This window comes from Halalkalibacter alkalisediminis, from assembly GCF_028610705.1.
Taxonomy (GTDB): Bacteria; Bacillota; Bacilli; order Bacillales; family Bacillaceae_D; genus Halalkalibacter; species Halalkalibacter alkalisediminis.
This window is the reverse complement of sequence record NZ_JAQQWT010000001.1, coordinates 223,409-246,106: the sequence shown is the minus strand read 5'-3', so window position 1 is coordinate 246,106 and position 22,698 is coordinate 223,409. Positions and strand designations below refer to the sequence as shown.

Here is a 22,698-nt window from a genome sequence, read left to right as displayed (position 1 = left end):
ATCATCAACATATTCTTCAACTTCTTCATATTCATCTTCTAGTTCAAAAAAACGTTTAAATCTTGATTTCATGCCCATATATATTCTCCTCTCAAGCTTTTATTCTCGTCCTACTAGTGCCGAACCAAGTCTGATAAAAGTAGCCCCTTCTTCAACAGCCACTGTAAAATCATTAGACATCCCCATCGAAAGCTCTGTACACGGCGCATGTTCTAAATGTAAAGCTTGTACTTCATCCCTTAATTGTCTTAATTGATTGAACACAGGACGAGTTAATTCAGGGTCCTCAACAAAAGGGGCCATTGTCATTAAACCAACAACTTGTATGCCTTTAAACTGAGATAATTGGGCGATAAACGAATGAACATCGCCAGGAGAAAGTCCCGCCTTCGATTCCTCTCCTGAAACATTTACTTGGACAAAGCATTTCATCTTTTCCCCTGACTCTAATCGCTTGTCCACTTCTTCAGCTAGAGAAAGTCTATCTAAAGAGTGTAAGTACTCATATTTACCTATAATGTGTTTTACTTTTCGTGTTTGTAAAGAACCAATGAAATGCCAAATTCCTCTATCATGTAAGGCATCCCACTTTTCTACTGCTCCCTCTGCGCGGTTTTCACCAATATGTATTAAACCGTGATCTAGTGTTTGTTTTGTTGTTTCTAGACTAACGTATTTTGTAACCGCTATTATCTTAACGGAACCACTGTTACGTCCTACTTTTTCACAAGAATGTTCAATTTTTTCTTCAATCTCTTTTAATCTTTCTTGAATAGACATTGTTATTCACCACCTCTAACTCCAATAAAGCTCATCATTCTACCCGTTTTCCCATGTTCAGCACGGTGCGAAAACATTCTTGCATCTGTAGCCGTACAGATTGACGAAACTAATACATTATCAGGTTTGATTCCAACTTGTAGGACAAACTCTTTATTAACCTCACGCAAATCAAGTAAGTATTTATTATTTAGTTGCTTTTTATAAGGCCTATCATTTAAATGTTTAGGCCAGCACCGATCTATCTCTTCAATTACTTTTTGATCTACTTCATATGCCGTCTGACTTATGCAAGGGCCAATAGCAACTTGAATAGCTTCAGGGGGAATTCCTTCTATTTCATGCCAGAGCTTTACCATAGACGCACCAATATTTTGCACAGTACCACGCCAACCAGCATGAGCTAGACCAACAGCTCCATATGAAGGTGCATAAAAATATAAAGGCACACAATCAGCATATAAGCTAGTCAGCAGTAAATTACGTTCTAGTGTATATATACCGTCGGTGTGAGCAATAGCTGACTCCAAATTTTCGCTACCTCTACCAGCATCACTTTTTTCGACTTTTCGGACGGTAGATTCATGTACCTGCTCCGAACCTATCCAGTTACTTAGCGGAATTTGAATGTCATTCGCCAACAAAAATCTGTTCTCTAAAACATCTTTTGGATTGTCTGCCACATGAAATCCCATATTCAAACTATTAAAAGGACTTTGACTTTTTCCACCCTCTCTAGTTGTAAAACCAGCAACGAGGCGTGGCTGATGCTCTATCCACTGCTCTATGGATAAATATCGTTTGGTTTCTTGAACAAACGGTTCCATTTTCCATACCTCCTCATTGCTTCGCAGATATCCAAAAGGGACAAGCATCTTTTTGGGTATCTGCGAACTTCGTCTATCATTATTTTATCACAGGTTCATTGTTACAAGAAACGACTTTCTTTTCGATCATCGTTTTCTTGGTGTCGAAGGTGGTTCAAACTTCAAAGGTTTTCTCTCGAATGTTGTAGGAACTTCTACTAAAATGACATCAGATCCAATCCGGATAATGTTTTTCCACGGAATGATAATTTCCTCTGAATCTCTTCCAAACAACCCCATCATTTTACCAGAAGCATTAATAACTAAAGCTTCGATTTGTCCGGTTGATAAATTAATATCTAAATCAGTTAATTGTCCTAATCGTTTTCCATTGTCCATGTTAACAATATCTTTCACTTGTAGGTCAGATATTTTTATCATTTTTTTCCACCTCATCCCATAGTGTCCGTCTTCTACTATATGCGAGGTTGTATACGTTTTATGAGCAGGAACGAAAAAAGAGAATGACTTAAAGTCATTCTCTCGTTCATTATATTTGAGCATGTTTATTCATTTGTTGAATGGCTGCTTTTTCTAATCGAGATACTTGAGCTTGAGATATCCCTATTTCATCCGCAACTTCCATTTGTGTTTTCCCTTGAAAAAATCTCATATTCAAGATCATTTTCTCTCGATCATTTAACCGAATCATCGCTTCCTTTAAAGCAATTTCTTCTACCCAATTGACATCTTTATTCCGCTCATCACTAATTTGGTCCATGACAAATATCGGATCCCCGCCATCATTATAGATTGGCTCAAATAGAGATACTGGATCTTGTATAGCATCTAATGCAAAGACAACATCCTCCTTTGGTACATCTAATACCTTGGCAATCTCTTGGACAGTAGGTTCTTTCTCACGTTTCTTTTCGGACATGATCTGATCACGTACCTGTAACGCTTTATAAGCGATATCTCGCAACGAACGAGAGACACGGATCGGATTGTTGTCTCGTAAATAGCGCCTGATTTCACCTATGATCATAGGAACCGCGTATGTAGAGAATTTTACGTTTTGGCTTAAATCAAAATTATCAATTGACTTCATTAAACCAATACAACCTACTTGAAATAGGTCGTCCACATATTCTCCGCGATTGTTAAATCGTTGGATAACACTTAGCACCAGACGTAAATTCCCATTTACTAATGTTTCACGTGCACTTGTCTCACCACTTTGCAATCGCTGAAATAGATCACGCATTTCTGTGTTCTTAAGAACAGGTAACTTCGAGGTATCTACACCGCAAATCTCAACTTTATTTCGTGTCAATTCTTTCCCTCCTATCGCGGGAGATGATGTCTAAGAAAAGTATCTCCTCTGGAGGAAAAAATATGCACGAGCCTTGTCGAATAAATCTTCCCTTGACAAGGCTCGTGCATGATATGACAACAAATAACTTGTTTTAAAAAATTTTTTTAAGTTTATTTCTAAAAATTTTACTGAGCAAGCGTAATCCTCTAAACGCTCTACATTTTAAAGTCTTTTAACCCTACAACGGTTCCGCTCACTGCTTCGAGATTGTTCCAAAAGGTTAAGACCGACCTTTTGGCCATAATTTCTGCGTGCAAGTTTGCAATGGCTCCTCACGCTGCGCGCCTTCTGAGAAGATCACTCAGAAGGCTTAAAACCCGGCAACGGTTCCGCTCACTGCTTCGAGATTGTTCCAAAAGGTTAAGACCGACCTTTTGGAACAATCTCTTACACCATCTTATTAAATTCTTTTTGTAGTCGTTTTATGATTCTTTTTTCTAAGCGCGAAATGTACGATTGTGAGATCCCTAACATGTCAGCTACATCTTTTTGTGTTTTTTCTTCGTCTCCAGCTAGTCCGAACCTAAGTTCCATAATTTGTTTTTCACGATCATTTAAAGTATGAAGGGCTTTTACTAAAAGCCTTCTATCTACTTTTTCTTCAATTCCTCTTGTGATGATATCTTCCTCTGTTCCTAATACATCCGATAACAGGAGCTCATTTCCATCCCAATCAATGTTCAATGGTTCATCAAAAGATACTTCTGAACGTGTCTTGTTATTTCTACGCAGATACATAAGAATCTCATTCTCAATACACCTTGATGCGTACGTAGCTAATTTAATTTTCTTTTCTGGATTGAATGTATTTACCGCTTTGATTAAACCAATTGTTCCAATACTAATTAAGTCCTCAATGTTAATTCCTGTATTTTCAAACTTTCGTGCAATGTACACAACTAATCTTAAATTACGTTCAATAAGCATGGAACGAACTGCCTTATCTCCCGATGGCAATTTTTTTAATAGAACCGCTTCTTCTTCTTTAGAAAGTGGAGGTGGTAATGCTTCACTTCCTCCTATGTAATAAATCTCGTCTGCCTTCATTCCTAATCGATACATTAATTTGTACCACAATAAGGTTAACTTTAGTTTTAACATGTTGTGTGCCTCCTAAAATACTCATTTTATGCTAGTTTATCAGTGGAAACACCGAGTACTAACTTTGGATGAACAATACACTTAAATGCCCCATCTGGAGATAATTCCTTATCGTGTAACCCTAGCAATACATTCTTCGTAACAAATTGTTGGTTTTGGTAATAAATGATTACCTGATCTGGTTTAAGACCTGTGATAAAAGGTGAAGATTGTCCAATGACTCGATAAGGGATAATACTTGCACGCTCGAGTAATCGCTCATCAAATCCCTCTTCAACTTCAGGTTGCTCGTGAAAGCTCATGATGTGATCCACTGCTTCCTTATTAAAATAAGAGTAGAGAAGTTGAGCTTCAATAATCATAACCGGTTTTTTGGTTAATGGATCGGATAATTGGTTTCCACTATCAATCAACCCTCTTGCCGTAAAGGTATATCCAGAAATAGTCATTTCAACATCGACAAGTTGATCATATTGAACTTGTTTGACCTCGATGGTTTCAAAACGGTGCTTCGAGAAAAACCAAATTAGTGGAAAGCCAATTACGACGAATACCCAACTAATGCCGCTACCGAAATACCCTGAATTTACATGTGCAATTCCATCTAGTATGGCTACCTCGGTTTGCCAGAAAAAGTGAAGTGCGAATAAACCACCGCCTGTCATAAAAGCAACGAAATAGAACATTAGCAAGCCTTGAATGAAATATCGAAACCGTTTATAGCCAAAAGCAATATAAACGATTACCGCAGAATAAAGGAATTTCATCCAGGGCTCATAAAACAAAGATGCAACAGGACTGAACATTAAAAATACAATGAGCGATGCAAATAATGCTGCTAGGATCATACGAATGTGTTGAAAGCGTCGCTTTAACACTAAAGCTGTTAAAGCAATTAATAAATAATCAATACAAAGGTTCAGTAACCAGATCACATCAATATATAAGGTCATATCCATCCTCACATCCATTGATTTGAAACAAGTATATTACACATTCTATTAAGAAGTCTGTCGCTTCATGACAAGCAAGTGGGGGTTATTTTGAGAGATTTTAAGATAAATTGTCAGCTTTTTTCAAGTTGGGAAATAATAAAAAATGTATACTTGAGAGTATCAATCAGGAGATTCAAAAGAAAGCCTATAATAACGCCTTATTTAACAACTCATTTAATGAACTCCTTATTGATTATTCAGATCATTTCTTATCATCTCATTTTAATCAAAAAAGTGACTTATTTCCAAAAAAAAAGCTGATTCAATTCGTCTCATTTGAGACTCTTGAATCAGCTTTTCCTTTATTTTAGCGATTGCGATTTCGACGATTACGCAAAAATGTTGGAATGTCTAATGTATCTGTTGGTTCTGGTGCAGAATTACTTTGCTGAGGAGCAAAACGATGTTCCTTTTGCTCTTCTTGAATTGGAGCTTGAGTTGTTTGTCCCCTTGAAACCGTTGGAGTTTCTGGACGTTGGTGTTGATGTTGATGCCTCTGTTGATTATTACCTTCAGCAGCAACATCAAACCCTGTAGCAATCACTGTAACGACAATTTCATCTTTTAAATTTTCATTAATGACAGAACCAAAAATCATATTAACTTCAGAATCAGATGCAGCTGAAACGATTTCTGCTGCTTCATGCACTTCATAAAGTGAAAGATTCGAACCACCAGTAATATTCATCAGAACACCTTGTGCTCCATCGACTGACGTTTCAAGCAATGGACTTGAAATAGCTTTTTTAGCAGCTTCACTAGCACGATTCTCTCCTGTAGCAATACCAATCCCCATTAATGCTGATCCTTTTTCACTCATAATGGTCTTAACATCAGCAAAGTCTAAGTTAATTAAACCAGGGACTGCAATTAAATCAGAGATCCCTTGAACCCCTTGGCGTAAAACGTTATCTGCTTCTCTAAAAGCTTCTAACATTGGCGTGTTTTTGTCTACAATTTCTAATAATCGGTCATTCGGAATGACGATTAATGTATCTACTTTATCTTTTAATGCTTGTATACCCGCAGCAGCATGCGTAGAGCGTTTGCGACCTTCAAATGTAAATGGACGTGTGACAACACCAACTGTTAAAGCTCCTAACTCTTTCGCTACTTCAGCAATTACAGGTGCAGCTCCAGTACCAGTTCCACCACCCATACCGGCAGTAATGAATACCATGTCAGCTCCTTGTAGCACTTCTTCTAGTTGCTCGCGGCTTTCTTCAGCTGCTTTTTTCCCGATGTCAGGATTAGCACCTGCCCCTAATCCCCGGGTTAATTTCCCACCCAATTGAAGCTTTGCTTCTGCTTTAGATAGATGAAGCGCTTGAGCATCTGTATTTACTGCGATAAAATCTACACCTTGTAGGCCGTTTTCTATCATTCGGTTAACGGCATTACTTCCACCACCGCCAACTCCTATTACCTTTATTTGTGCTAATTGTTCCATATCCATTTCAAACTCTAACATGTAAGGTCCCCCTAATCAGACTAATCCCACTTCATTTCTATTCAAAAAAGACTTTAAACCAGTTCTTCATTTTACCTTTTGATTTCGGCTTTTCAGTTCTAGGTGCAGATGACTCTTTTTGTTCACGTTTAGGCTCTTGATGCGTTTCAGCTGCGCTTACTGCAGCAGCTACTTCTTTCCCTTGAACCTTCACGTTTTTATAAGCAAATTGGATAAGCCCTACTCCTGCAGTGTACTGTGGCTCTCTAACTCCTAGATAATCAGGAACCGCAATTCGAACATTTCCTTGCAATAATTCACTCGCTAAATCTAACACACCTGGAATCATCACAGTTCCACCAGTTAAAACATATCCACTTGGAAAATCACGATAACCTAACGTAGCAACTTCACGGTAAATCAATTCGAACATTTCCTCTACTCTTGGCTCAATAATGTGAGCAAGATCAAACTGTGAACATTCTTCTGTTTCCGAACGTCCAATTGTTGTCACATTAAATCGCTCATCTTTAGTAGCATCGTCAATGTAAGCATGTCCATGCTTTGTTTTGATTCGCTCTGCTTCCTCTGTCGAAACGCGCAAGCCGATCGCAATATCATTTGTAATATGATCTCCACCGATTTGTAAAACAGATGTCGTTTGCAATGTACCTTGTTCAAAGATTGAAATGGTAATGGAGCCACCACCAATATCAATTAAACAAACACCCAAACTTTTTTCATCTTTCGAAATAGCAACTGAACTAGTTGCTAAAGGCTGCAAGCAAATATCTGCAACTTGAAGCCCTGCACGTTCAACACAACGAAGAAGGTTATGTAAAATCGTTTTCGATCCAGTTATAATCATACCTTCCATTTCAAGCCGAACACCAATCATACCACGAGGGTCATTAATTTCATCAAGACCATCCACAACAAATTGTTTTGGAATTACATCAATAATTTCTCGTTCTGGAGGTATTGATACCACCTGTGCAGCATCAATCACACGAGTAATATCTTCATCGCCTATTTCTCGATCCGGGCTTGAGACCGCAACAACGCCATGACACGGTTGTAATTGAACGTGATTTCCATTGACGCCGACAACTACTTGTTTTATCGAAAGTCCCACCATTCGCTCCGCTTGTTCAACTGCTCTACGAATGGACTGGACCGTTTCGTCAATATCAACGATTGATCCCTTTTTTATTCCTTCAGAGTTCGACTTACCAACTCCGATAATATTCATCGTACCATTTGACATTTCCCCAATTATCACTCTGACATTGGATGTACCGATGTCTAAACTTACGTATATCTCGCTGTTGTTCAATCTGTGGCACCTCCCTGTAATTCATGCGTCCTCTTAAATAACAACGATATTCTCTATCAAATTTAGAATTCACCTGAAAACTTCATAGATTATAAACTAATTCAACATAGGATTCGGTTATCCTTTTTATAAACGCTGAATTTCTTAATTTTTTATATTTTTTCACAAAGCCTTCTCGGTGTTTTTCAAAAATCACCATTTTGCTGGCTTTCTTTCCCATTTTGACAACAATAACCGACGAATTACAGCAATGTTGTTGAATAGCCGAACACCAAAGGCAAAAATTGCTGCTAAGTATAAGTCTACACCAAGATGTACACCTAGAAAAGCTAAACCTGCAGCTAATAAAATATTAAAGAAAAAACCCGTTAAAAAAACATTAGAATCAAATGTTTCTTGTAAATAAGCACGAATTCCTCCAAATAATGTATCAAGTGCTGCTAATACGGCAATTGATAAATAACTTGAGTATTCAGCTGGAACACGAAAGTCTGTCATTAACCCTAATATTACTCCAATTAGCAAACCAATAATCGGTAACCACATCCATTACCCCCCCTTTACTTCTTCCATATAGCGAACCCGTCTCGTTTGGTCATATGCAGGCACTACTACTTCATCAACTATTTCAAATGATAACGAGAAACCCTCAATTTCAAATTCTTCTACTGAAGTAGATACAACCATTTGATTATGTAGTCTCTCGGCCTTATCAGATAAAATCCGTATTTCTATTGGAAGAGGAGGTAATCGACGGTTGTTAAGATACGTTACACCATTTACACTACGAAATGCTGAATTTGCTATAAGGCGTTCATTGCCCACCGAGATTTCATTAGCCCCATAAATATTTAATTCATTAACTAAAAAACGAAATATATCAGGTGAGGGTGTTCTTCTAGCCTGTCCATAAAATTGATCGTTGTATAAGGTATCAACTTTAATGATTAAGCCTTCTCCACTCATTTCACTAAGACCAGCTTCCATTCGAAGGTCTTCTACTTGCTGTGATAATACATCAAGTATGTCCTGATCACGATTATCAACTGCGCTCTCATATTGAGCTAACAAAGTTTGTATTTTCTCTACTTCTGTATTTAGTTGCTGACGACGTTCTTGTTCCGTTAATAAGTCCCTACGGAGCTCTCGAATATCTCTAGTATCTCGGACAACTGGTTCTTGCGTTGATTGAAACTGTACAGCTAGCATCAATCCAATAATAAAAGTAACCACTGTAAATATCCATTTTTTATTCAATTGTGCTCACCCGCTTTCTACAAGATGAGGCTCTAGTGTAACCGTATTTTTCTTTTGAATACGCACGCTGATTTCATCATTAACAAGCTGATAATGAACTCCACCAGGTAAAGTAAGTGCCGATTCCAAGTGGTCCGAGTCACCAATCGCTGTAATAACAAACGGGGCTGAAGATGTATTCCCATCGACCCTAATGACCGGACCTGTGCACTGAATGTAGGATTGATGCGATAATCTAAAACCATTGATCGCAATAGCCTCAGCACCAGCAACAAACAATTCATGGACCACACGTTGAATATGGAACTCATGTACAATATAGTTATTAGGATTATCCCCGTCAGGTACATAGTCTGCATCTTCTAATGAAATTTCAATCCCTGGTCCTTCCACCTGAACTTGGCCAACAAGTTTTCTTAGTCGCTCAATATCCTCTAAAAGGTTTTGAGCCTTTGCTTCTTGTTCTTTGTCAATGGACGCTAAGCTATTCTCAAGTTCCCTTACTTCAGCTTGAAATAATCGTAGATCTTCTTGTAGATTCCGATTAGTCGTTTGCTCCATAATCACTTGATTTCTTAACTCATCTTCAATTTCCCATTGACGTTCATATCCTGGCATTAGTGTTGAACTTCTTTCATTCGTTATTTCATAACTAAGTGCTAAGATAAACCCGGTCACAAGTAAGACGAAGGATAGAATGACGTGTTTACCCTTCACTCTCACTATCGGTTTCCTCCTCTGTTTCAAATTCTTCAAAATATGGACTCATTCTCATATGAAGAATTCCCTTTTTACTTTCGTTCAACTCCTCAACGATGGACGGATAAGGAGCTAAATTTCCTGAGAAATCTCTGATTGAAGTATGAACCTCAATTCCATCTGTCATAAAGAGAACAACAGAGAGAGGGTCATTTTCAGATGGCCGATAAAAAATTTCCGAGATTCTCTCTATTAACTGACTAGATAACTTTTGTAGTTCCGCTGATAACTCAGCTAACTCCTCCCCTTGTAAGAAATCAACTAACAACGGGGCATCTGATGGAAATTCATGCTTAGGCAATTCATCTAAATATTGACCGGTCTCAAGAATAGGGAAGTATTTATCATCTCGATAAAGATACCCAATCCTTGCATACTCTTCAATTTCAATCCTAACCGTGATAGGGAAATCCCTTTCTACACTTACTTTAGCAATTTCTTTATGTGAAAGTATACGCTCTTGGATCTCATCTTTATCTAAATTCCACATGCTTGTCCCATCATCGATCTTACTTAGCTTAATAATGTTTTCATCTGAAACAAAGTGATTATTTTCTACAACCACATTCCTCACATGACTTAGCGGGGATTGAAAATACATCATTAACAATAAAAGTAAGAAAAAGAAAGATAAAAAAAACAGCAAACGCCGGTTAGCACGCTGTTTTCGCTGCTCTTTTAGCGATGGGATTCGTTCATTAATTGTAACTACTTTTTCCCTACTCATGCTTTATTCCCCCGACCCACCTTACATTCTCACATAAAGATCTCCTTCCATCCATATTTTCACCTGTTTAAATGGAAGGAGATACGTAATGGTAGGTTCAATTGTACCATATTTCTGGTTAAAATTAATCTCATTTTTCGTTTTCTTTTGGCCGACCTATCATTTCTACTTCAGTTTCAATTTCAATATCATGCTTAGCCTTGATGGTCTCTTTTACATGAGAAATTAAATCCAACACATCTTGCGCTTTGGCTTCATCTACATTGACAATAAAATTCGCATGCATCGGAGAAATTTGTGCCCCTCCGATTTGAAAACCTTTTAATCCGGCTTCTTCAATTAATTGACCAGCATAGCTTGGCAGTGGGTTTCTAAACACACTACCACATGTAGGATGTTTCCATGGCTGTGATTCTCTTCGATAATCTTTATTTGCTTGCATGTGTTTAACAATTTCTTCTTTTTCGCCCTTTTCTAACTGAAACACAGCCTCTACACAAATACCTTTTTCTTTCTGTAATCTTGACGTTCTATATGAGAAACCCATATCTTCCCCTTTAATCCATTCAAGTCGCCCATCAGGAAATAGGACCAACGCTTGTTTTAAGATGTTTGATATATCGGACCCATGAGCTCCCGCATTCATAAATACAGCCCCACCTACAGATCCAGGAATCCCTCCAGCAAATTCCAGTCCAGAAAGGCCTTCACGACTAATTACCGTCGCTAGTTTAATTAAGGGGTAACCTCCCCCTACCTTTATTTGATCGTCTTCTATTTCAAGATGATCTAAACCTTTTCCTAGTTTAATCACAACCCCTTCAATTCCTCCATCAGCCACTAGTAAATTAGAACCTCTTCCAATTACCCTCCAGGGAATGTTATGAAGTGTAATTAATCGCATGAGACGCTTTAAACTATCCAAATTATTTGGTTCTATTAGTACATCTGCTGGTCCACCAATCTTCCATGTTGTGTGATTTGAAAGATTTTCATTTTCTTTAATGATTCCAATTTGTTCTTTTTTTATTTCCTTTAAAAATGTATCCATTTAAGTTCCCTCATTTCATGCTCTAAGAAGTTACTTCGCGATCGTTTCTTTAATTTATGCGAAAGCCCAGTTAATTGTTCAGAAAGATCAAGATTCCCCTTTTTGAATTACATCTACAAGTGCGTTATATACATTTTCTGAAGCTTTTGGGACACCTAATTTTAGGGCTGCCTCATGCATCGTTTGCCACTTTTCATTTCCATTAAACACATGATCAATATCGTCTAATAAAGTTTGGCCATTCATTTCTTGTTCCTTACGAACGATGGCCGCTCCATTTGTTTTTAAAGAAAGGGCATTTTTCTCTTGATGATTATTCGTTACATATGGACTAGGTATTAAAATACTCGGTAATCCAAGCGCGGTGATCTCAGCTAACGTGGTAGCCCCAGCACGGGCCACAATTAAGTCGACGGCTCCAAGTACGTCGGGCATATTGTGGATGAACGGCTTAATAATAATATTAGGAGATTGATCGACCGCTTTGACCTTCTCCATCACAGCATCATAGTGAACCGCACCTGTAACATATACAACTTGGTAATTTTGTTTTGCCCATTTATCTAAAACGGAACTAAATGCATCATTAATTGGACGAGCGCCTCTACTTCCTCCAACGATTAGAACCGTTCGTTTAGTCGGATTAAGTCCTAAAGATGACCTACCTGCTTCGCGATCAATGTTTAAGACATCGGAAGCTCTCGGGTTACCAGTAAAAACTACTTTTTTTTCCGGAAAGAATGATTTTGCTTCATCGAAGCAAATTGCTACTCGATCTACATACCTACTAAGAAATTTATTCGTTAAACCAGGCACACTATTTTGTTCATGGATGACTGTCGGAATTTTAAGTTTAGCAGCCGCGTAAACAACCGGACCGCATACATAACCTCCTGTTCCGATCACCACATCTGGTTTGAATTGTTTAATTAGCTTTTTGGCACGCTGAGTTCCCATTATGAAGCGAGTGACGGTCTTTACATTTTCCAATGAAAGCTTGCGCTTGAACCCAGAGATACGTATAGTTTCGAATGGAATTCCTTCTCTTGGGACAATATCAGCCTCTAATCCCGTTTCTGTTCCTATGTATAATATTTCAGCATCAGCATGTTTCCGTTTTATTTCTTTAATTAAAGACATGGCTGGATAAATATGACCACCTGTGCCTCCACCACTTACAACTACTCTCATCGGTTTCCTCCCAATACATTGATTAGTACCATTTTATCATGAACAGAACTTGTATTATACACGATTCCTATTTGTTTTTCGCTCATACCAATATCTTTCATATTTCTACATGAATAACAATCTTTATGTCAATGGATTCCCTATGCCATTGTCAAACTATTCAGCCAATAACTCATTCATTCTTAAAACGTATGCGTAGTTTATTAGACAAAAAAACACTGAGCAATGGTTACATCCCACTACTCAGTCTACATCGTATCGTTATCTTACATATCTACTTATATTTAACAATACTCCTATCGAAACAAGCATTAGCGTTAAAGAAGAACCACCATAGCTAAGTAAAGGTAGTGTAATACCTGTTACAGGCATTAAACCCGTTACTACACCAATGTTAATCATTACTTGAATGGCAACCATCGAGATAATTCCAACGGCTAAAAAACTTCCAAACAGGTCAGGAGCACCTAATGCAATTCGAATTCCTCTCCATAGTAAAATACCAAAAAGCAAAAGAACAATAAATCCCCCAATAAACCCAAGCTCTTCTGATAGAATTGCAAATATAAAATCGGTTTGTGGCTCTGGTAGATAAAAATATTTTTGTCTACTCTCACCAAGACCCATGCCCATTAATCCTCCTGGCCCAATTGCATAAAGAGATTGAATAATTTGAAACCCGCTCCCTAAAGGATCTGACCATGGATCCATGAAAGAGGTAATTCGCTTAATTCGATAAGGTGCCGAAGCAATTAATCCGATAAAACCTACTAATCCTGCGACGCCTAACCATGCGAAATGACTAAGACGTGCGCCAGCAACAAAAACAATAATAACACAGGTTCCTACCATCACGGCCCCTGTTCCTAAATCGGGCTGAAGCATAATCATAGCAAATGCTACCATGACGAGAGAAAGTGAAGGAACCAATCCTTTTTTAAAAGAGATGATCTTCTTTTGATTTTCAGATAAATATTTCGCCAGGAAAGCAATCATTGCCATTTTCATAAATTCAGAAGGTTGAATAGAAAAAGCTCCAACCCCAAGCCAACTTCTTGCTCCACCTCTTACAAGTCCAACACCTGGTATTAGTACGATTACTAATAAAATAAAACAGATGATTAAGATAACCTTAGCCCAAGTTCTCCATGTCCAATAATCCACTCGCATCATAATGAGCATGGCGATAACCCCTATTCCAGCAAAAAACATCTGACGTTTTGCAAAGAAAAAAGAATCATCGAACCTATAGTTAGCCCAGGCAGCACTCGCACTATAAACCATAATCAATCCGATTACTAAAAGAGCAATCGTGGCAACCAACAAAACATAGTCTGGTGCTGTTTTCTTTTTTGGCATAGTAATAAACACCTCATCCACCACGAATTAAAGTATACAGAGCCTCCTGTACAACCCCTCACCTTATTCGTATGCTAGAATCAAGTGAAACATGTCCACAAGATGATTTCTCATTGAAGAAGGTAGGTGTATTTATGCAAATTCCATTACCCTAAGTTAAAAAAGACCAAATCCGAATCGATTTGGTCTAAAACGTGCATGATGCTTTTATTAATAAGTTGCACTTACGAATCTAAAGCTTAACGGTTAGACGTTGAACCGCTTCTACAAAGCGTTTACCACGTTCTTCAAACGTTTTATATTGATCCCAACTAGCACAAGCTGGAGAAAGCAAGATAATATCTCCTGATAGAGAATGCTTATATGCAAGTCTCACCGCTTCTTCCATTTGCTCTGCAAATAATATAGTTTCTATACCAGCTTGCTCTGCAACCTTAGCTAACTTATCTTTCGTTTCACCAAATGTAACAAGTACCTTTACATGGACTAAAGATGGCGCTAGTTCACCAAACTCATTCCCTCGGTCTAACCCACCTGCTAGTAATATAGTTGGTTGCGAAAAAGACTCTAATGCTTTTTGCGACGCTAAAATATTCGTTGCTTTAGAATCATTATAAAACCGTCTACCTTGATATTCTTTGACAAATTGCAGTCGGTGTTCAACTCCAGTAAAAGTCTTTAGAACATGCTCAATTTGCTCTCTCTTAGCTCCCATTGTTAGGGCAGCCCCTATGGCAGCCAATATATTTTCTAAATTGTGCTCGCCTGGCAACACAATAGAATCTATTTTAACTAGTGATTCATCATCTACATAAATCCATCCATTCTTTACATACAAACCACTTTTTAAGTCTCTCTTTGTTGAAAAAGGAATTAACTTAGCTTTGCTTGAATGCGCCACTTTAGAGACAGCCTCATCATCTGCATTAAAAACGAGATAATCTTCTGACGTTTGATTAACCGTAATCCTCGCTTTTGCATGCAAATATTCATCTTTCGTTCCATGATAATCAAGGTGGGCGTCAAATAGATTTAAAAATACACTTACTTTTGGTTTAAATGATTTTGTTCCAAGGAGCTGAAAACTAGAAACTTCTAACACGATTACATTTTGCTCCGTCGCATGTTCGGCCACTTCACAAGCGACCGTACCGATGTTTCCTGCTAGTAAAGGAGTCCGCAAACTGTTTTTTAGCATCTCATAAATTAAGGTTGTTGTTGTCGTTTTTCCGTTTGAACCAGTGATGGCCACGATTTCGGCAGGACTAATGGCAGAAGCAAGTTCTATTTCTGTCACCACCGTAATTCCTTTATTTATTGCTTCTGAAACAATTGGGTTACTATAAGGAATTCCCGGATTTTTCACGACCATTTCAAATCCTTCATCTAATAATTCTAATGGATGATGTCCACAAATGACCTTTATTCCTAACTGTTCTAATTTTTGTGCCTGATCATTCTCTTCATAGGGTTTTGAATCATTAACTGTTACGAAAGCCCCTAGTCTATATAACAATCTTGCAGCCGCTTCTCCACTTTTGGCTAGCCCTAGCACTAATATTTTTCTCCCTTTATATTGCATATCCATTTACAACCACACCTCTAAATAAATTCCAATGATCGCGAAAATCATCCCGACAAACCAAAATGTAACAACAACTCGCCATTCGGACCACCCTGACAGTTCATAGTGATGGTGCAATGGACTCATTTTAAATATTCGTTTTCCTCTTGTTTTAAACGATATAACTTGAATAATAACAGATAATGTCTCAATTACGAAAACTCCACCAATAATAATGAGAAGAATCTCCATTTTCGTCATAATGGCAATCGCTGCAATGGCTCCACCTAAAGCAAGAGAACCCGTGTCTCCCATAAAAACTTTCGCTGGGTGCGCATTAAACACTAAAAATCCTAAAACGGCCCCTACAATAGCCGCACTAAAAATAGATACATCTATGTAGCCCAAATGCCAAGCAAGGATCGCAAAAGCACCGAACGCAATCGCTCCTGTCCCAGCTAGTAACCCATCAAGACCATCTGTCAGATTCACCGCATTAGAAGCTCCAACTAACATAATAATGACTAATGGTAAGTAGAACCATCCTAGATCAAAAACAATTCCTGTGGCTGGAATTGAAATTTCAGTTGAAAGATCCATTTGAATAAGGCCAAAATAAAAAAGAAAGGAAATAAGCAATTGACCAACTAACTTTTGTTTTGACGTTAATCCTAGGTTCCTTTTTAAGACTACTTTAATAAAGTCATCTAAAAATCCAACTAAACCAAAACCTACCGTTACTAGCAATAGTAATAGGATTTCTTGGCTAAATGATAGAAAACGAGTAGAAATAAATAGAGTGGTGACTAATATTGAAATGACAATGACAATACCACCCATTGTTGGTGTACCCGTTTTCTTTTGATGTGATTTCGGTCCTTCTTCCCTAATACTTTGCCCAAATTTAAGTCTTCTTAAAAATGGGATGAAAAGTGGTGAAAGTAAGACAGCAATAAGAAATGAAAGCAGTAAAGTAAGAAGTAAAACGCGTTCTAACATCACCGATCATTCCTCCTTTCTCTTCATTTATAACGATTTGTTTTTATTTATGATCGGACGGTGACCTATTCTAAATAAGGCTCTTAATATTGATATTCATCCGTCCGCTTTTTATATGCTTTAAATAGCAAAATTCACCGAACAAACTACAACACTTTTATGATTTATATTTTTTAATAGCCATTCTTGCCACTTCTCTGTCATCAAAGTGATGTTTTTTTCCACCAATGTCTTGATAAGTCTCATGCCCTTTACCAGCAATAACAATTATATCATTCTGGTTGGCCTCTTTAATCGCCTGATTAATCGCCTGTTCACGGTCTAAAATCGTAATATATTCTCCTTTATTAACTCCAGCAATCATATCTTTTATGATTTGTTCAGGATCTTCCGAACGAGGGTTATCAGAAGTAAATATGGCACGATCTGCATAATTTACAGCTATCTTAGCCATGATCGGTCGTTTCGTCTTGTCGCGGTCGCCTCCACAACCAACTATCGCTATTATTTGTTTTTTAGCAAATTCTTTTACAGTTCTTAACACATTTTCTAAACTATCTCCCGTGTGAGCGTAATCAACGATAACCGTAAAGTCTTGACCTTCATCAACCGGTTCAAAACGACCAGCTACCCCTTGGATTTGTTGCAAACTTTCCTTAATTACGGGTAATGAAACATTGGAAACTAAAGCTGCCGCTGTAGCTGCTAATGCATTATAAACACTAAACATTCCAATTAACTTCATTGAGATCGTTTCCCTATTTCCAAAAGCAATTAAGTCAAATTTCGTACCTGCAGGTGTGATACTAATATTCTCAGCCTTTATATCAGCCTGTTCATTAATTCCATATGTAACAACATCTACAGTGGTTAAGCGAGCTAATTCCAAAGAAGCAGGATCATCTGCATTTAGTACAGCTACTTTATCTGAAAAAGTATTACCTAACTGAGCAAATAAAAGACCTTTTGCATATAAGTAAGCTTCCATTGATTGATGATAATCTAAATGATCTTGCGTCAAGTTAGTAAAAACAGCAACATCGAAATCACACCCTCTAACTCTTCCCATATGAAGCGCGTGAGAAGAAACTTCCATCATTACGGTATCTACTTGTTCTTCAAGCATTTGCTTAAATAATCCCTGTAAAGGCAACGATTCAGGTGTCGTATTTCTTGTTTCCTGCTCAATATCACCAATTTTGGTATACATTGTCCCAATTAAACCCGTTTTCTTACTCGCATCTTGCATAATTCTTTCAATTAAATGCGTCACAGTCGTTTTCCCATTTGTCCCAGTTACACCAATTAGGTGCATTTTTTCAGTAGGGTTGCCATAAAAGTGACAAGCGAGCCTGGCCATAGCCCGCTTAGAATCTTTAACGATAATAACAGGTATGGAGACAGAAAGAGGGCGCTCAGCGATAATCGCGACCGCCCCTTGTTTTTCCGCTTGTATCGCAAAGTCATGACCATCTACTGTATACCCTTTAATACAAATAAAAACAGTCCCGTTTGTAATGTTTCTTGAATCCATTTCTAGTGAATAAACCTCTGGATTCTCTTTCAATTGTGTTTTTTGAAAACGCAATGGCTCCAATAGCTCTTGTAACTTCATCATTTAGTAAAACCTCTCTATCCATCCATTTACATAATGGGTTATAGTGCCATTGATTATTTTAGACGTTCTAGTCCGATTTGTCACCCATATAAAGTCGAATTGTAGAACCTTGCGTCACTTTTACACCGGGTTCCGGTGATTGAGCAAGCACATTCTGTCCTTCTCCGTCTATTTCTACTTGTAGTTCATAGTAAGACTCATTAATTTCTCGCATTGTTCGTCCAATTAAATCAGGGACTTCAATTAATGGCTCATCACTCCAAGTTAATTCCTTTTCAATTTGACCTTCTCTTTTTTCAACGCCCATAGCAAGCAGACTATCTCCTATAATATTTCCAACGATTGGCGCTGCTACAACTCCACCGAATTGAACAGTGTTTTTCGGATTATCAATGGCAACATAAACGACAATTTGCGGGTCATCTGCTGGCGCAAATCCGATAAATGAAACAATATGGTTGTTCTCTAAATATCTTCCATCTTTTGCTTTTTGTGCCGTACCCGTTTTGCCACCAACCCGGTACCCATCAATATAAGCACCCTTACCAGATCCAAGCGCAACGACATGCTCAAGAGCATACCGCACTTCTTTAGACGTTTCTTCTGAAACAACGCGACGCTTTAAAATGGACGATTGTCGTTCAACAACCTCTCCTGTCATGGGGTCTAACCATTCTTTTGCCAAATAAGGTTGATATAAATACCCTCCATTAATCGCCGCTGATACCGCTGCAACTTGTTGAATTGGAGTAACAGCGACCCCTTGACCAAAAGCAGTTGTGGCTTGTTCAAGTGGGCCGACCCGATCTCGGTTAAATAAAATCCCTGTCCCTTCTCCTTGCAAATCAATTCCCGTTTTTTTACCAAAACCAAAATCTTCAATGTAATCAAAAAGACGATCTTTTCCAAGTCTTTCTCCTAATACAACAAATCCAGGGTTACAAGAGTTTTGTACGACTTCTAGAAACGTTTGATGTCCATGTCCACCCTTTTTCCAACAACGTAAATGTCGTCCTGCGACCTCTATATAGCCAGGGTCATTAAAGGTATCTTTCTCAAGATCCACTTCTCCTTCTTCCAGAGCTGCAGCAAGCGTAATAATTTTAAACGTTGAACCTGGTTCATATTGCATCCAGACCGGTTTGTTTTGATTATAGATCTCTGGAGATACATTCCTAAAGTTCTCCGGATTATAATGAGGTCTACTGCTCATACCAAGAACTTCACCCGTATTAGGATTCATTGCAATAGCAATGGCTCCATCTGGGTTATATGTTGCTTCAGCAATGTCTAACTCACGCTCCATAATAGTCTGAACTCGACTGTCAATGGTTAAACGTAGATCAAGACCATTTGTTGGTGATGTATATTCATCAGCTAAATTAGGCATCCGGTTTCCTTTTGCTGTTGAGAAAAAAGAAACATGTCCACTATCGCCCTTTAAATAATCATCATAATACGCTTCAAGCCCGGTTAACCCTTGATTATCTATCCCCGCAAAACCTAATACATGCGCAAGATAACTACCATTTGGGTAATGCCTTTTACTATCTTCGGCAATATAAACACCAGCTAAACGCAAGGCCCGTACTTCACTTGCTTTCTCTTTTGTTACTTTACGTCCTTCTGGATTAATTCGAACGATTGATGATTCTTTTGTCACAAATTCGTAGGCTTTTTGACGATCCATATTTAACACTTTAGCTAGTTTCTCTGCAGTATCAACTGGGTCTCTTACTTGACGAGGTACAACAAGAATTGATGGAGCACTTACATTCGTGGCTAGTACAACATCGTTACGATCTCTAATTTCACCTCTTTTTGCTTCAAAAGGGACATCTCTACTCCAAGAATCTTCCGCTCTATCTGTTAGCCAGTCACCTAAAGCAAATTGAACGTACCCTAATCTAAGGGCAATGATTAAGAACATAGCCAGTCCAAAAAACAATACTAAAATGAGTCTTTTCCTTACTGTCACATTAGAAACTCGCACCGTCTATACCTCCTACAAACATTTGTCAGCTTGTTTTAACGTATGCTTGTACGCTTCAGGTTAGAACTGTGCGAGTCCCAATACGACTTTATTCAACTGTTTGTTCTACCTCTTCTTCAGAAGACTCTCCATCGATTTCGCTGAGACTATCCAGTTCAATAACTAAGTACTCCCCTTTTTTAATCTTCGTTCCTGGTTCAATGCTTTGAGTTTTCACATATCCATTACCAAAGAACGTTGGGTTCAATTCCAACACTTTTGCAAATCTACGAACATCGCGATTTGACCAGCCTGTAATATCAGGCATTTTAAACGTATCACTATCTGTCCTCAGAAATAGCCGCTCTCTTGGAAGCATTCCTTTTGCCCCAATCGGCTGTTGAGCTTCTACTTTGCCCCCATCACCAAGTACGACCAATTCTATTTGTTCGCCTGATAATGTCTCTTTTACTTTGTCAATGGATTGCTCACTATAATTCTCTGTCTCAAATCCCTTTTCAGTTTTCTCAACGATCTCTTCTACTGTTGGGGTAATGTTTAAATATTGTAAACTATGTTTCATTATCGTATTGAAAATGAGAGAGGTAGGAGCTGAACCACTTTCCAACTGACCGATCTTAGGTCTTTCAACAGCTACGTACACAATTAATTTCGGGTCATCCTTAGGCGCCATCCCTAAAAAGGAAAAAATATTTTCACCATGACCACGAATATAACCTGTCCCATGTGGATTTCTAATCTGAGCAGTACCAGTTTTTCCTGCAACATCAAAGCCTTCAATATAGTAAGGATGCCCAGTACCTGCTGAAGCCGTAACGACCTGCCCTAATAGTTCCCTTACATGTTTAGCGGTTTCTTTAGAGATGGGTTGTCCTACCACCTCAGGCTCTTTCTTTTCAATAACTTCATTTGTATCTGAATTTATAATTCGATCTATCACATATGGTTTCATCATTTGTCCATCATTAGCAATTGCTGTTGCTGCTTGAATTTGTTGAATCGGTGTAACAGCTGTACCTTGTCCAAAAGAAGTTGCTGCAGCATCCACTCGTCCGTTCCGAGCCATTAGGGATTCTGCTTCGTTAGGTAAATCAATTCCTGTTTTACTATCAAAGCCAAAACGTTGTAAATAATCATATAGTTTTTCGACACCTAATTTTTCAAGTACTAATTTTGACATTGCTACATTAGAGGATCTTAAAAACCCTTCATCATATGTGATCGTTCCCCAACCACGTCCTTCATTATGATCTCCGAATTTTACATCAGCCACTTGAATGGAACCAGATTGATAGGTTTCTTGGCCGTTATAAACGCCTTCTTCAATCGCAGCGGCCACCGTAAAAATTTTCATTGTTGAACCTGGTTCGTATCGATCTGAAACAGCATAATTTAAGTAATTGGTAATCTGTTCATATTGATTAGGATTGAAACTAGGACGATTGCTCATAGCAAGAATCTCCCCCGTTTTAGGGTCTGCTACTATTGCAATCATTTTCTCCGGATCATATTCAGTCTCTACTTGTGTCATGACTTGCTCTAGTGCCGTTTGAATATTCGAATCTAGCGTTAAATAGACATCGTTACCATTTGTAGCAGGCGTAATATGCTGATTCGGATTAGGCAAAGCTAAGCCTCTTCGATCACTTTGATAGTGTAATAATCCGTCTTCTGCTTTTAATAACTCATCAAGACTCCGCTCAAGACCCATTCTAGATTGTCCCATATCTCGTTCTGTATAACCGATCACATGTGAAGCATAGGTTTGCTTCGGATAATAACGCCTTGGCTCATCACGAAAATGAATCCCACTTAACTCTAAATCTTTGATTTCACTCGCTTCTGCAAAAGTTAAGTTTCTAGCTCCGGAACCTAGTTCAATTTGAAATTTCCCCTCTGCTAGTCCCGTACTTAGAGCTTGTTCTAAACGTTCTTCACTCAAGTTTATTAATGGAGCTAATTGCCTAGCTGTCTCTTCAACATCTTCAACAAAGCTAGTTTGATTATTATCTAATACCGCAAAAACAGTGTAAGATTTCAGTTCTTGTGCTAATGCACTTCCAGACCGATCATAGATCGTTCCCCTAACACCTTCTATTACTTCGGATCGTGTCCAGCGATCTTGTGCAATAGCTCGCAAATCTTGCCCATCGACTTCCTTCGTTACTTGGATATAAACAATTCGTCCAAGTAGGACACTAAATAGGACAATAAAAATAGCTAATAATAATACCGCTCGTTTATTCGTTACAGATCGTTTGATTTCCACTTTCCTCCACCTTTCATGATGCGATATATCAGGTGTGATCGCAGACAATATCTCTTAGCCCTGAA

At 38.2% G+C, this 22,698-nt stretch carries 20 protein-coding genes; all 20 read right to left on the bottom strand.

Annotated elements, in window-relative coordinates:
- Positions 1 to 99: 99 nt before the first annotated feature.
- The gene (locus PQ474_RS01210; RefSeq protein ID WP_273839796.1) at positions 100 to 780 is read right to left on the bottom strand and encodes a YggS family pyridoxal phosphate-dependent enzyme; all 681 of its coding nucleotides are present in this window, start codon (positions 778 to 780) and stop codon (positions 100 to 102) included.
- A gap of 2 nt (positions 781 to 782) precedes the next feature.
- Complete coding sequence (gene pgeF / locus PQ474_RS01205) at positions 783 to 1,607, bottom strand: peptidoglycan editing factor PgeF (RefSeq protein ID WP_273839794.1); 825 nt, start codon at positions 1,605 to 1,607, stop codon at positions 783 to 785.
- A gap of 126 nt (positions 1,608 to 1,733) precedes the next feature.
- Entirely contained in the window at positions 1,734 to 2,027 is a 294-nt protein-coding gene (locus PQ474_RS01200; RefSeq protein WP_273839793.1) for a YlmC/YmxH family sporulation protein, read from the bottom strand.
- Positions 2,028 to 2,136: 109 nt separating this feature from the next.
- A complete protein-coding gene (gene sigG, locus PQ474_RS01195; protein WP_227935736.1) occupies positions 2,137 to 2,922 on the bottom strand; it encodes an RNA polymerase sporulation sigma factor SigG in 786 nt (261 codons plus the stop codon).
- Positions 2,923 to 3,351: 429 nt separating this feature from the next.
- Complete coding sequence (sigE, locus tag PQ474_RS01190) at positions 3,352 to 4,065, bottom strand: RNA polymerase sporulation sigma factor SigE (protein WP_035662472.1); 714 nt, start codon at positions 4,063 to 4,065, stop codon at positions 3,352 to 3,354.
- Between the two features lie 26 nt (positions 4,066 to 4,091).
- Positions 4,092 to 5,024 (bottom strand): sigma-E processing peptidase SpoIIGA, encoded by a 933-nt coding sequence (gene spoIIGA / locus PQ474_RS01185; RefSeq protein WP_273839785.1) that lies wholly within the window; start codon positions 5,022 to 5,024, stop codon positions 4,092 to 4,094.
- 343 nt (positions 5,025 to 5,367) lie between these two features.
- Complete coding sequence (ftsZ, locus tag PQ474_RS01180) at positions 5,368 to 6,531, bottom strand: cell division protein FtsZ (RefSeq protein WP_273839783.1); 1,164 nt, start codon at positions 6,529 to 6,531, stop codon at positions 5,368 to 5,370.
- A 37-nt stretch (positions 6,532 to 6,568) separates the two neighbouring features.
- A complete protein-coding gene (ftsA, locus tag PQ474_RS01175) occupies positions 6,569 to 7,846 on the bottom strand; it encodes a cell division protein FtsA (RefSeq protein ID WP_273839781.1) in 1,278 nt (425 codons plus the stop codon).
- Positions 7,847 to 8,038: 192 nt separating this feature from the next.
- Positions 8,039 to 8,392: a small basic family protein gene (locus PQ474_RS01170; protein WP_273839779.1), complete on the bottom strand. Its 354-nt coding sequence runs from the start codon at positions 8,390 to 8,392 to the stop codon at positions 8,039 to 8,041.
- 3 nt (positions 8,393 to 8,395) lie between these two features.
- Positions 8,396 to 9,103 carry a DUF881 domain-containing protein gene (locus tag PQ474_RS01165; protein WP_273839778.1) on the bottom strand — a complete coding sequence of 236 codons (708 nt, stop codon included), beginning with the start codon at positions 9,101 to 9,103 and terminating at the stop codon, positions 8,396 to 8,398.
- Positions 9,104 to 9,109: 6 nt separating this feature from the next.
- Entirely contained in the window at positions 9,110 to 9,826 is a 717-nt protein-coding gene (locus PQ474_RS01160) for a DUF881 domain-containing protein (RefSeq protein ID WP_273839776.1), read from the bottom strand.
- A complete protein-coding gene (locus tag PQ474_RS01155) occupies positions 9,810 to 10,589 on the bottom strand; it encodes a cell division protein FtsQ/DivIB (RefSeq protein ID WP_273839774.1) in 780 nt (259 codons plus the stop codon). The genes PQ474_RS01160 and PQ474_RS01155 overlap by 17 nt, the downstream gene beginning before the upstream one ends.
- A 130-nt stretch (positions 10,590 to 10,719) precedes the next feature.
- Positions 10,720 to 11,640 carry a UDP-N-acetylmuramate dehydrogenase gene (gene murB, locus PQ474_RS01150; RefSeq protein WP_273839772.1) on the bottom strand — a complete coding sequence of 307 codons (921 nt, stop codon included), beginning with the start codon at positions 11,638 to 11,640 and terminating at the stop codon, positions 10,720 to 10,722.
- Positions 11,641 to 11,727: 87 nt separating this feature from the next.
- A complete protein-coding gene (gene murG, locus PQ474_RS01145; RefSeq protein ID WP_273839771.1) occupies positions 11,728 to 12,831 on the bottom strand; it encodes an undecaprenyldiphospho-muramoylpentapeptide beta-N-acetylglucosaminyltransferase in 1,104 nt (367 codons plus the stop codon).
- Between the two features lie 261 nt (positions 12,832 to 13,092).
- Positions 13,093 to 14,190: a stage V sporulation protein E gene (gene spoVE, locus PQ474_RS01140; protein WP_273839769.1), complete on the bottom strand. Its 1,098-nt coding sequence runs from the start codon at positions 14,188 to 14,190 to the stop codon at positions 13,093 to 13,095.
- A 232-nt stretch (positions 14,191 to 14,422) separates the two neighbouring features.
- A complete protein-coding gene (gene murD / locus PQ474_RS01135; protein WP_390186066.1) occupies positions 14,423 to 15,778 on the bottom strand; it encodes a UDP-N-acetylmuramoyl-L-alanine--D-glutamate ligase in 1,356 nt (451 codons plus the stop codon).
- A complete protein-coding gene (mraY, locus tag PQ474_RS01130) occupies positions 15,779 to 16,753 on the bottom strand; it encodes a phospho-N-acetylmuramoyl-pentapeptide-transferase (protein ID WP_273840279.1) in 975 nt (324 codons plus the stop codon). It abuts the gene before it with no gap.
- Between the two features lie 157 nt (positions 16,754 to 16,910).
- A complete protein-coding gene (locus PQ474_RS01125) occupies positions 16,911 to 18,368 on the bottom strand; it encodes a UDP-N-acetylmuramoyl-L-alanyl-D-glutamate--2,6-diaminopimelate ligase (RefSeq protein WP_273840277.1) in 1,458 nt (485 codons plus the stop codon).
- A 70-nt stretch (positions 18,369 to 18,438) separates the two neighbouring features.
- Positions 18,439 to 20,364: a stage V sporulation protein D gene (locus PQ474_RS01120; RefSeq protein ID WP_273839767.1), complete on the bottom strand. Its 1,926-nt coding sequence runs from the start codon at positions 20,362 to 20,364 to the stop codon at positions 18,439 to 18,441.
- A gap of 88 nt (positions 20,365 to 20,452) precedes the next feature.
- Positions 20,453 to 22,633 carry a penicillin-binding transpeptidase domain-containing protein gene (locus PQ474_RS01115; protein WP_273839764.1) on the bottom strand — a complete coding sequence of 727 codons (2,181 nt, stop codon included), beginning with the start codon at positions 22,631 to 22,633 and terminating at the stop codon, positions 20,453 to 20,455.
- Positions 22,634 to 22,698: the final 65 nt, after the last annotated feature.

Bases quoted from the DNA above. Each gene is read 5' to 3' on its own strand.
- PQ474_RS01155 (WP_273839774.1), bottom strand. From the start codon at position 10,589: ATGAGTAGGGAAAAAGTAGTTACAATTAATGAACGAATCCCATCGCTA.
- murD (WP_390186066.1), bottom strand. From the start codon at position 15,778: ATGGATATGCAATATAAAGGGAGAAAAATATTAGTGCTAGGGCTAGCC.
- PQ474_RS01200 (WP_273839793.1), bottom strand. From the start codon at position 2,027: ATGATAAAAATATCTGACCTACAAGTGAAAGATATTGTTAACATGGAC.
- spoIIGA (WP_273839785.1), bottom strand. From the start codon at position 5,024: ATGGATATGACCTTATATATTGATGTGATCTGGTTACTGAACCTTTGT.
- PQ474_RS01170 (WP_273839779.1), bottom strand. From the start codon at position 8,392: ATGTGGTTACCGATTATTGGTTTGCTAATTGGAGTAATATTAGGGTTA.
- murG (WP_273839771.1), bottom strand. From the start codon at position 12,831: ATGAGAGTAGTTGTAAGTGGTGGAGGCACAGGTGGTCATATTTATCCA.
- mraY (WP_273840279.1), bottom strand. From the start codon at position 16,753: ATGTTAGAACGCGTTTTACTTCTTACTTTACTGCTTTCATTTCTTATT.
- PQ474_RS01125 (WP_273840277.1), bottom strand. From the start codon at position 18,368: ATGAAGTTACAAGAGCTATTGGAGCCATTGCGTTTTCAAAAAACACAA.
- spoVE (WP_273839769.1), bottom strand. From the start codon at position 14,190: ATGCCAAAAAAGAAAACAGCACCAGACTATGTTTTGTTGGTTGCCACG.
- PQ474_RS01210 (WP_273839796.1), bottom strand. From the start codon at position 780: ATGTCTATTCAAGAAAGATTAAAAGAGATTGAAGAAAAAATTGAACAT.
- murB (WP_273839772.1), bottom strand. From the start codon at position 11,640: ATGGATACATTTTTAAAGGAAATAAAAAAAGAACAAATTGGAATCATT.
- ftsZ (WP_273839783.1), bottom strand. From the start codon at position 6,531: ATGTTAGAGTTTGAAATGGATATGGAACAATTAGCACAAATAAAGGTA.
- pgeF (WP_273839794.1), bottom strand. From the start codon at position 1,607: ATGGAACCGTTTGTTCAAGAAACCAAACGATATTTATCCATAGAGCAG.
- sigE (WP_035662472.1), bottom strand. From the start codon at position 4,065: ATGTTAAAACTAAAGTTAACCTTATTGTGGTACAAATTAATGTATCGA.